We start from the raw sequence: 10,205 nt of genomic DNA, 5'->3' as shown, positions 1-10,205 counted from the left end.
CGCAGCATGGGGACTAACTGCTAATTTACCGTTTCATGAAAACGGAGGAGCGGGGCCACGATAAGGTAACTTCAGAGATCTCTGTTGCCGGCACGACCCAATTTCGGTCACTCAGGGCTGCTCACAAGCATTCCGAAAGCGGTCGTTGATTCAGGTTCAGCCCTATGGCGGGAATCGGCCGGGAGCAGCCAGGCAACTTTCAGAAGCCGATGCGCCGAAAGCGGACGGCTCGGCGGCATCGATCCCTATTCCTGGGTTTTCTCTTCGCGCCCGCTACGAGGGTAGGCGGACCATGACACTGGATCGCCTCGTCGAGGCAGAAGCCCTGTATCGCCATTGCCGGCGCGCTGCCGTATCGTGTTTGCCGGTCGCGCGCGGCGATGGAGCAGTTCCGGATTAAATATGCACGAGTATGAGGACATAGCCGACCCGGACAACGTCGCGCAGGGCGACGTTATCGAATGGCTGCCCCCCCGCGCCTCGGCGCCCTGGCGGATATTCGGCGTGGTGGTCACGGCGGACTGCGATCTTGTCTGGAAGAAGCACGACGGGGTGGTGTCCTATGTGCCGGCCATGCCAGCCCGCGACTTCGTATGGCATTCCTGGCGCCCGACGTATTTCGCGAAGCATCAACCCAAGCTGATGGCGGAAGCAGCCAAGCGCCTCAACACGTGGCGCGCAAAACAGGGGTCAATGGGGGAGCTGACGGCTTCGGCAGTGCGGGACTGGCTGGCGCGCGCAGGCGTCGACGGCCTGCTCGACGAGCTCGGCGCGACAGATAAGGGACAGCGGAACGGGCTACGCCCTCCGCTGGAGAAGCTCCTCGCGGTGGAGACAGCGCTGGCATGCGAAACCCCTGATCTACCGCTTCTACGTCGCGCACACGAGGCGACAAACCAGACAAGCGCCGCCAACGCAGCGATCCTCGTCCGCGAGGTACAGAATGTCTGGAGCGGCCTTCCCGGCGACGTGTACCATCTGCCGTCCACACCCGAGGGTGAGGAGGGCGGCCTGTTCCTGCTGCTCCGCCACATCAGGCAGCTCGGAGTGGACGAGATCACCGGGAGGCCGGGTGCCGTTCGCGCGGGCGAGGCGCACGCGAAGCGCGTTGCCAGGGTGCGCGCGCCGTTCCGATACGCCATAACCCAGAGCCTCGCCAAGGTGTTTGCCGACATCGGGCTCCCCGACGACCACGACATACGTAAGAAGGACGCCGCCGCGCGCCTGTTTGAGTCCTGGAGCTGACATGCGTACGATCATGATCACCGCGGCGGCGATGAACGTCGCCTCACATCCCGACTTCCCGCTGGATCAGGTGCTAACCGACGCAGCGCCGCCGCAGTTCGGGCACGCCCATATCGTCATCGGCACCGACGCGACGCTGGTCGCCACGTCGGCTTGTGACGAGCACAGCCGCGTCGTCGTGATCGGTCCCGGGAGCCACGGCTTTTTCGACCGCGTCGAGGAGAACGAGCGACGCGTGCTGTTCGATCGCTGCCTACGGATCGCACTGCGCGGCATTGACGACCGCATCGCGCTCAATCCGGCCTGGATGCCTTGGCGCAAGCATAACCGCGTCTCGCTGTTCGCGCACCCCTTGAGCGACCTGCGTGTCATCGCCGAGGTGAACTTTCAGCAATCCGGCAACACCTTCGTTTTCGACCTCGTCGAGAACAGGGATGCCCGCGACCTAGCGAACCTCAAGATCGATCCGGCACCCTATTGCAAAGCGCTTGACGAGCTTCCCTCCCTACTGGCTCGGCGCTCGGGCGCGGCCCCTGAAGACGTCTCCCGCGTCGACTTGGACACGATCGAGGGCGATGCCGTCTCGCGGGGGATGAGCTACGACCAATGGTTCAGCAGGCTCTCACCACGGCAGCGAGATTTCGTCGAGCGCCCTCTGAACGGTCCCTTGCGAGTCCGGGGAGCGGCGGGAACGGGCAAGACGCTGGCTATGGTCATGCGGGCGCTTCGGATCGCGAAGGAGGCCCCCGAGGGGGAGCCCAAGCGCATCCTGTTCCTGACTCACAGCTGGGCGATGGCGATCAAGGTAGACGGCTTGGTGCGCTCGATCGGGCGGACCGTGCGAGGCGCCAACGCCATCGAGGTCTACCCACTCCTCAGCATCTCCGGCGAGCGGGACTACGCGTCAATCGGCCGCGAACCGCTCGGCGGGGACAGCGATGAGGGGAAGCGGCGCTCCCTGAAGATCATCGACGACCTTGTGGCCGCCTTCGCCGACGCGGACTGGATCGCATATCGCGGTGGCTCGACCGAGGCCTTCCGGAAACCGTTTGAATGCCCCCCCGGCTCGCGCGAGCGTCGTCGCCTCGCGTGGGATCTATTGATCGAGTTCGGCTGCGTGCTCGCCGCCCAGGGCCTGTTAGGCCGAGCGGCCGATCGGGAGCGCTACATTCGCATGCGACGCGTCGGCTACATGATGCCGCTCGCCAACCAAGTGGAGAAGGAGGTGGTGTTCGGGCTGTGGGCGAGGTTCCTGGCCTACCTCAAAGAGCACGGACTGATCTCGTCCGACCAGATTGTGAGCGACTATCTAAACGAACTCCAGACTTTCTTCTGGGAGGCGGCGCGTGCGACCCGCGGCTGGGACGTCGTATTCGTGGACGAGATGCACCTCTTCAATGCGCAGGAGCGGCTGATCTTTCACAACCTGCTGCGCGATGGCGACCGCACGCCGCTGGTCATGATGGCGCTAGATCCCAAGCAGTCGCCTCGCCAAGTCTACACCGAGATGAGCGACGAGAAGGACGAGCGCGCCGTCAGCATCTACGAGCGCGCGGGTCTGGCGGGCTCCGAGAAGATCGACCTCGTCGAGGTCTACCGCTACACCCCCGAGATCGCTGCGGTAATCAAGGGGGTGGTGGACGCCGCGCCGGCTCTTGACATGAGCGACGACTGGAATCTCCCGCCTGGCGTCAGCATGGTGGCGAGCGGTCCGAAGCCGTCGTTCCGGGTGGAAGCGAACGCGACTCGGGTGTTCCGCCGTTCGATGGAACTGGCCGCCTCTCTGCAGGCTGACGCACGCGCCCGGTCGGGCCAGGTTGCGGTCCTTTGCCTCGACTACGAGCGGTTTAGCACCTATTATCTCGCCGCCGAGCATCAGTACGCGCGCGCGGTTTTCGTGATCAGATCGCGGGACGATATTGAGAAGCTGCGCTACATGAACAGGCGCATAGTGTTCAGCATGCCAGAATACGTTGCTGGGCTCCAGTTCGACACGGTGGTACTGGCGGATGCCAACGCCAATCTTGTCCCCGATGGGGGCTTTCGCGGTCATTCCGAGCGAAACTTTCTGGCCGAGCTCTATTTGGGTATCAGCCGGGCGGAACACCGCCTCGAGTTTGTCGCCTCCAAGGACTGCGACGGTCTCTCGCCATACCTTCAGAAGCTGGCCGATGCAGGTCTCATGATCGAGGCGTGATTGGCCGCGGTGTCCGTCGTTGCCGGCCGGATCCTCGGTCGAGACGAGGGTCACCCATCGGCACCGCCTCTTTGGAGCCGCTCCTTCTCCGTGATGCGCCGGCGCCCGTTGGCATTGCCAAAGGTAGTGATAGGGTTGAATCAACGGGCCGAGAACAACGAGTGTTTGGGGCAATCGAATGAGCGCTGCTTTTCGTGCGGTCTTGACAGCGCTGACCGTCTCCGGGGCTGCGCCGGCCTATGGCCAGACACAGGCACAACAAGACAGGCTTAATCGCGTGGCCCAGTTCCTAGTCACCGCACCGCTTTGCGAGAAGCTTGGAATGAGGCTGACCGCCGATCTGGCCGAAAAGGCGGAGGCTGCGCTAAATGCCGAGACGACGCCCTGGCAAGTGGACCCAACAAAGCTCGAGCGCCTGAAAGGCGAAGCGGTCTCGCGCCAAGGCAACATCCTGAAGACGGACCTCGAGACAGCCGCCAACGGTGCCAAGACCGATGTGCAGCTTCGCGCCGTCAGAGGCATCCTGCTTGGCTATGGTCGCACCTGCGTGGCCGCGACGACCGACCCCATCTTCTCGTCCCTGATCATAATGCCGCCAGATTATGATCTGGAAAAAGTCACTACTGACGTGGCGGACTCGTTGCTCGAGGCCGGCGGCCTGGCAAGCTGGCAAACTACCCAAATCCAGGCGCGAGGCGACCTGATGATGCTGGCGGGTACCTGCCGCTCCAAGATCGGTGCGGCGCGCTCGGATGCGCTAGTGAAGGAATTCGGCCGATCCGCCGACCCGCGTGTCCGCGATTATTATTCGCGCTCCTTCGACAAAGGCCTGGCGGAGCCCACAACGATCTCCACCTTGGCTGGCTGCAACCGCACTATCGCCGGCTACCGAGCGAAAATCCGCTGAGCGATGGTCAGGCGCCGAAACATCGATTTGCAGATGTGCGATTGACGCGGAAAGATGCCCCCAGAGAAATTGCAAACGCAATTTTCCGATTAGCTCAGATGTACCGCTATAAGTGGAAGCGACCTCAGTCGCCTTACATCAGAGGTTAAGACAGGAGTTCGAGCCGATCGACACGCTTCATCTCGGCTCTTATCCATTTTTTATACGATGCGGAAGCCCCTTCTAGCTTTTCAGCCATTCTGATTTCGGTGACGTTGAAATTATCGGGCACGGTAAATTTGAGTCCTGACCGGAGCAACGCAGCAACCACGTAGTCGTAGCTAACGCTGTGATCTTCATGAAATTCGATCGCGCACAGGTCGAAAGCCTGGGAGATTAGAGGATCAATAATCGTATAGATGAACTCAAGCGAGAGCGCCCTGAAATCCTGTTCGTCCGGAGCGCAGAAATGCTGAATGGCGTTTCGAGCGCGCCTCAGCTTCTCAAAGCAAGGCGGATTCGGAATGCGCTTGCCAGTGGTCGCCCAGAGGATCTGTGGTAGCCGCTCAAAGTCGTGTGTCCGCCCGCGCTGTATCAATGTCTCGACATCCAGAAGCTCAACGCTCTTGTCATCGAGATTGAAAATGTCTTTGAAAATGAGCAGCGGATGCTCCCTCGCGATAATCGCCTTGAGAAACAGCTCTCCGGCGTGCGCGGTGTTGAGCACGCAGATATGTTCCCAATGCTCGTTGCCGGGATCGAAATACACGGCATGCGTATTCGCTTGCGTGAGCGCACCAATCGCAAGGTTCAAAATCCGGTTTGGGATATCTTTCAGGGCACGGTTCATTTTTTTCCATCCCCAGATGCCCTCTCGGGAAGGTCCTCTTGAATCAGATCATAGAGGCCGGTGTTCATCGCGAGCATGCTGCCATCATCGAGGCGATCCAGCTCTACGAAGCCAGCTCGCTCGAATATAAGCCAGATGTTCCGCTCGCCCCGCTCTAGCCACAGCTGGATTGCGACGAGGCGCCGTCTCATCCGCCGGCAGCCTGCCTCATCGAGGTCGCCTGGCCAAGCATCTTCATGGAACAGTCTATGGACAAAATAGTCGCGCTTGTCCTTGATCCACCGAAGGTAGGCAATATCGGTGGGAGCGATGTCGTGGCGCTCCAGGATTTTGATGAGGGAGCCGAGTGTCGATCCCTCCAACTGCGCCTTCTTCGCAACCGAACGCGCCCACGCATCTCGGTCAGTGCCAAGCGCCTTTTGCAGTTTCACTCGATCGCACAAGTGCATGGCTGAGATCAGCATGCTCTCGAACTTGCCCACCGCGAGATATGCACCAGCCATTTCCTGGCAGTAAAGGAAACGAGCTAGGTCGAGGTCGGACATCGCTTCGATCAGCGACTGCAATTCATTCCTGCCGATCGTTGCCTTGAACATCTGAACTCTCAACCTCAGTCGCTTCATCTAGCCCGCCAAATTCGTGATCCGCATGCCGGCGCGGGCACCGCTACCGATGGATTTCAGGCGGACAAGCAATGAACAACAAAGTCGTCCAACGTCTCCCAAAGCATTTTTAGGTGTTCAGGTGAGACGCTAAAATTAGGCGAGTGCACATAGCGATTGAGCGTATCAATCGAGACAATGCCTTCTCCTTGCTGCAGCTTGTTGATCGCGCCCAGATACTTCTTGTCGATCTTGTCCTTGTCATGAAGGTCCGCGGCGACTTTCGCAGCTTTGCGAGACAGCTTGTCCGCCTCCTGCACGCCAGCCGGCTGTGCGCGCTTGACGTAATTATCGATGGAGAGCTCGAGCAGGACGCGAAGTAAGACAGAGATTGCGTTGGGCTCCTCGCTCAACTCAAGCTTGTACTGAAGCTCCTCCCAAATAGCGCGATGGCGCTGCAAGTGCGCTGGCCACGTTATGCCGTAGTTCACCTCGGGAATCAGATGAGGCCATGCTTGTGGTCGCGGCGGAGCAGGAGCAGGGCGCGGCGGTACAGGTGAAGGGCTGGGAGCGGGCGCGGGGTTCGGTGCCGGCTTAGCACCCGACTTCGGCATCACCTTTGGTAGAACGCCTTCCGTCTCCAGGGCGTCCATGTAAGCCAGCTTGGATTCTGTATCCCAAATCTGTTCCAACGTGATCGTGCGGCTTGCGAGGTCATTGGCTACTCGATGGAGGGCGCTCAGCGTCTCCGCGCGGTCGCAGATGATGTCGAGCCTGCCTTTGCGCACCGAGATGCCGAGGCGGTTCCGGAGCGATTCAGCGGACAGCAAACGGTTGAGGTTCGATCGCGGGATTTTTCGCCCCGGAAGAAGCTTAGCCTCCTTAAGCAATTTCTCGATCTCGTCAGCGACGTTTAACCCCCCGCCCTTACCTGTGCGGACGACGAAGTTTGTCTTCATCCGGTCGTCCCAGGTGCTCTGGCCTATTCCACCTTGTACACCGGTGTGCCGCCGAAAGAGGATATCATCGACGCGGTCCCGGTCCGCCTCGACCCTGCATTCCAGTTTGTCGGGAAAGATGCCGGGCCATTTCGGTTTCAGGTCGGCGAAAAACTGCTGAAGTTCGACCGTCGGCGCTCGCCTCGGGTTTGCGAGTAGCTTGAGACAGGTCGTACGGCGATTGCCATCGGCAACGATATATTTGTCGCCAGAAGGAAAGACGAGCGGCGGTTCGAAAACCTCCCCCTTGTTGACCAGATCCCTCGTAAGATTGCGCATGTGAGGCTCTTGCGCCGCGAAGAGCTGGGCAATCGCCGCAGTCTCGTTCCCAAGTTCACCGTGCCGGTCGTTGGCTGGATTTACGATCAACGATGTCAGCGGCAGATTTCGATAAGCCATGTTTACTCCCCTTAATCGGAAGCAAGCATGACTTCGCTGCCTCGTCAATTGAATCCGTCACTGACGATTGTCTCACGCTCGGCTTCCACCCGCGGTCTGGTCGGCCACGACGTCGTCATACGCGCTGGCACCGCCGCCACCGAAGCAGGTTCATAAAATCCTGTAGTGCATAGAATCTCCTAGCTGCGCAGTCGTCGCGAAATGCCATTCCTCTCCCAAAGGGCAAATTTAACGGTTGACGAGAAACCTCACAATACACAGATTACAGGCAAAATAGATTATTGTGAATACCCACATAAGTACAGCCTCGACCAAACAGATATTATATTGCTATACGACGACTGTGCTCATGCTTTCGCGTTCGAGAGTTTCCGCTTTTATCATCCGACATTGACGTCGGCATTTTATTATTCCGCGCACCAAAAAATTATTGTTGTAGGATTTGAAACGTAGCTAACGCGACGACGTGCCTGAATCCTGCTAAAATCGAACATAACTGATTTATCAAATGTCACCCGCTACGAAAGCCCACTACGCCGTACAGCCGAATGTCAAATTTCGGGCTTGCGAGAAGAATGTTTCAATGACCGAGTTGAGGGCGCTTAGCTGCCATGGACAGCGTTATGAACGAACGACTGCTTACCGCGATCGTACCCCCGAAAGCGGACAGGCAGGTTTCCACCACTAAAAGGCGTTCGAAGCCCCCGCTCGACAACATGGAAAAAAACAGTCGAGGCCAGCGGTTCCCACAAGTGACCAGATCGGCTTCCACTAAAACTTTAAGTAGAGCTTAAAATCACCTGTCAGCCGTCTGGATCTGAAATTTGTAATGGATCGAATGTAAAAATATCCGGAAACTGTGATCTCAACGTATTGCTAATTATCATCTTAGAGGCGTGCTTCGTTTCCCATCGCCGCTGCTGTCTACTTTTTGGAGCAGTAGATTTATTATCCATGATAATAGCTTAGGATACTTTCTCCATGGCAATAATAGCGTCAAAACCACCCTCATGGCTAGCTGCTGCCATTATTATAGAAATGGCTGCATCAATGGTAAGGCCATTTGATTGGCTAAATGATCTAAGCAATATGACGGCATCGCTGAGCTGCGTCTTAAAAATATCATTTGAAACATCAATGTTCATCGACGTCACGCCTCCGGCAGTTCAGAGGCGGCCCGGCGTAAGCCGGGCGTTGGAAACCCTGCGCTAGGACAAGGCGCTGCCGCCTTTGGGCAAGCCTTGGACATGCGCGACAGCCGCCCGGCCGAAATGCTCGACCGGACCTAGCGATTGTCGGGGTTTCCACGCCCCGCGGACGGGATATACCGTCCGCATGTGCTGCGTTACAAAGCTTCCGTAATAGTGCAAGACCGTTCTGAGCTCGTGAACGGCGGATGGCTACGTTTGCGAAAACATCAATGAAACCGCTGGGCCGAAGTTCGGCGATGAAATTGGCGCAGGCGCAAGTATGGCCGTATACGTAAGCCGTCGGGTCTGACGTGATCTTAGTATATTCCTCGCATTGAACAAGTAGCGGCTTGCTAAAGAATAGGCCGATTATAAATAAGCAATTGCGTGACGGCATTTTGATATCCCGATTTGAGAGAGGCTACACCAGCTGCCCAGCAGCGTTAGCGGTTCGGCTATCAAACGTTGCGCATCTTGCCTTATCCGACTGTGTGAGAACAAACCGTAATAAGACGCAGCAAGCTTAAGGCCCCGAAGGTCTGCCGGTGCGCTGTTGGAAGGTACAGATGTGCGCCACCGGCCGGCAGACCCTTGCACGGGCTATTGGTACCTTCCCGACCACTTGGAAGGCGACTTAACGCCGTCGAGACGCTTAGAACAGTAAGCCAACAGTTTAACGAGCATAAATTATCTGGGATGAAACGTGCCTAAGCGACGAATTCTTCGTGATAATCTGAACGCTGACTGCATAATTTTGGTATCAAGATAATACGAGTTGGGGCTGCGGATTGCCGATCTGGGCGGTGATGGCTTGTTCGCGCGCGTGCATCAGGACGATGGACAGGTTGTCGCGGTCCGCGCCTATTTCCCCGGCGATCTGATCTCCGCCATTCGGCAAAAGGCCCGGTGGATGACTGGCATCGCCTTTGCTGGCTGGGATCGCACCGGCTGGGCACGTCCATTTGCTCTAAGTGATCACTGGATGCGAATGCGCGACCGACGCGCGCCTCTGGCGATGCTCGTTCTAGCGACCGCCTATGTCGCGCTTCTACTGTGGGGCATCGTCACGCTCATCCACCTGATCCGTGGTACAACCGCGCCCCCGGCAGACCCCCTGCTCGACGATTTCATCTTCTGGAACGCCTTGCTGCTGTGCTGGCGATTGGCGATGCGGATGGCGTTCACGCGCCGTGTCTATGGTTGGCAAGAGGCGCTGTGGTCCGTGCCCCGTTTTGTCGTGGGCAATTTCGTTGCACTCGCCGCGGCCCCCCGCGCATTGCTGCGCTACGCCGGCATCCTTCGTGGTCACACACCCGTGTGGGACAAGACCCAGCATGAATTTCCGGATGCAGCCTGATCATGGCTGCCGGACGCCCCATCCGCTTCCTGCTTCTGGTTACCGGCGGCTGGACACTTGCACGTACGCTTTTCATCCTGTGGCCAACAGCAACGCCGGAGGCGGTGGGTACGCTACTTCTTCCTCCTGCGCGAGCATCGACGGTGCCCGTATTACGCAGGCCCACGGCCTTTCCAGTTCACCCTGTGCCGCGACCTTACCACGCCGAAACATTGCGCATCGCAGCGCCCATCGCCCAATCTGAAGTTCCAGTCCAAAACGTGTCCGTCTCCCCACCTCTCGCCTTGGTGGCACAAGGTGCGCAGGCAGCAACCGGCACGATCCCGCCTCCGCTGTCGCCTACTCCGATCCCCACCCCGCCCTCCCGCTGGACAGCAAGCGCCTGGGCCATTGCGAGAGGGGGCCAGACCACATCATTGCTCGGTGTGCAACTGGGCGGATCCCAGGCCGGTGTAAGGCTGACCTACGCGGTGAAAGGGCA

8 protein-coding genes are annotated in these 10,205 nt (G+C 58.7%); 4 read left to right on the top strand and 4 right to left on the bottom strand.

The window, feature by feature from the left end:
• The first annotated feature begins 402 nt into the window (after positions 1 to 402).
• The 3 genes from Q0U08_RS13125 to Q0U08_RS13115 all read left to right on the top strand — a co-directional run bounded on the left by Q0U08_RS13125 (position 403) and on the right by Q0U08_RS13115 (position 4,349).
• Positions 403 to 1,245, top strand: a complete 843-nt coding sequence (locus Q0U08_RS13125; protein WP_298091842.1) for a hypothetical protein — start codon at positions 403 to 405, stop codon at positions 1,243 to 1,245.
• A 1-nt stretch (position 1,246) separates the two neighbouring features.
• A complete protein-coding gene (locus tag Q0U08_RS13120; RefSeq protein ID WP_298091841.1) occupies positions 1,247 to 3,442 on the top strand; it encodes a hypothetical protein in 2,196 nt (731 codons plus the stop codon).
• 178 nt (positions 3,443 to 3,620) lie between these two features.
• On the top strand, positions 3,621 to 4,349 hold the full coding sequence (locus tag Q0U08_RS13115) for a hypothetical protein (RefSeq protein WP_298091840.1): 729 nt from the start codon (positions 3,621 to 3,623) through the stop codon (positions 4,347 to 4,349).
• Between the two features lie 145 nt (positions 4,350 to 4,494).
• Here the strand turns inward: Q0U08_RS13115 and Q0U08_RS13110 are convergent, their stop codons facing one another.
• The 4 genes from Q0U08_RS13110 to Q0U08_RS13095 all read right to left on the bottom strand — a co-directional run bounded on the left by Q0U08_RS13110 (position 4,495) and on the right by Q0U08_RS13095 (position 8,322).
• Positions 4,495 to 5,178, bottom strand: coding sequence for a hypothetical protein (locus Q0U08_RS13110; RefSeq protein WP_298091839.1), 684 nt, complete (start codon positions 5,176 to 5,178; stop codon positions 4,495 to 4,497).
• The gene (locus tag Q0U08_RS13105; RefSeq protein WP_298091838.1) at positions 5,175 to 5,774 is read right to left on the bottom strand and encodes a hypothetical protein; all 600 of its coding nucleotides are present in this window, start codon (positions 5,772 to 5,774) and stop codon (positions 5,175 to 5,177) included. The genes Q0U08_RS13110 and Q0U08_RS13105 overlap by 4 nt, the downstream gene beginning before the upstream one ends.
• 83 nt (positions 5,775 to 5,857) lie before the next feature.
• A complete protein-coding gene (locus tag Q0U08_RS13100; protein WP_298091837.1) occupies positions 5,858 to 7,177 on the bottom strand; it encodes a hypothetical protein in 1,320 nt (439 codons plus the stop codon).
• A 965-nt stretch (positions 7,178 to 8,142) separates the two neighbouring features.
• On the bottom strand, positions 8,143 to 8,322 hold the full coding sequence (locus Q0U08_RS13095; protein WP_298091836.1) for a hypothetical protein: 180 nt from the start codon (positions 8,320 to 8,322) through the stop codon (positions 8,143 to 8,145).
• A gap of 856 nt (positions 8,323 to 9,178) precedes the next feature.
• Between Q0U08_RS13095 and Q0U08_RS13090 the strand changes: the two genes are divergently transcribed.
• The gene (locus Q0U08_RS13090) at positions 9,179 to 9,724 is read left to right on the top strand and encodes a hypothetical protein (RefSeq protein ID WP_298091835.1); all 546 of its coding nucleotides are present in this window, start codon (positions 9,179 to 9,181) and stop codon (positions 9,722 to 9,724) included.
• The last annotated feature ends 481 nt before the right edge of the window (positions 9,725 to 10,205 follow it).

The sequence above is a fragment of the uncultured Sphingomonas sp. genome (assembly GCF_946477935.1).
GTDB lineage: Bacteria > Pseudomonadota > Alphaproteobacteria > Sphingomonadales > Sphingomonadaceae > Sphingomonas.
Note: the sequence above shows the minus strand (reverse complement) of the source record. Positions and strands in the feature narration are given on the sequence as shown.

Bases quoted from the DNA above. Each gene is read 5' to 3' on its own strand.
- Q0U08_RS13125 (WP_298091842.1), top strand. From the start codon at position 403: ATGCACGAGTATGAGGACATAGCCGACCCGGACAACGTCGCGCAGGGC.
- Q0U08_RS13120 (WP_298091841.1), top strand. From the start codon at position 1,247: ATGCGTACGATCATGATCACCGCGGCGGCGATGAACGTCGCCTCACAT.
- Q0U08_RS13115 (WP_298091840.1), top strand. From the start codon at position 3,621: ATGAGCGCTGCTTTTCGTGCGGTCTTGACAGCGCTGACCGTCTCCGGG.
- Q0U08_RS13110 (WP_298091839.1), bottom strand. From the start codon at position 5,178: ATGAACCGTGCCCTGAAAGATATCCCAAACCGGATTTTGAACCTTGCG.
- Q0U08_RS13105 (WP_298091838.1), bottom strand. From the start codon at position 5,774: ATGTTCAAGGCAACGATCGGCAGGAATGAATTGCAGTCGCTGATCGAA.
- Q0U08_RS13100 (WP_298091837.1), bottom strand. From the start codon at position 7,177: ATGGCTTATCGAAATCTGCCGCTGACATCGTTGATCGTAAATCCAGCC.
- Q0U08_RS13095 (WP_298091836.1), bottom strand. From the start codon at position 8,322: ATGAACATTGATGTTTCAAATGATATTTTTAAGACGCAGCTCAGCGAT.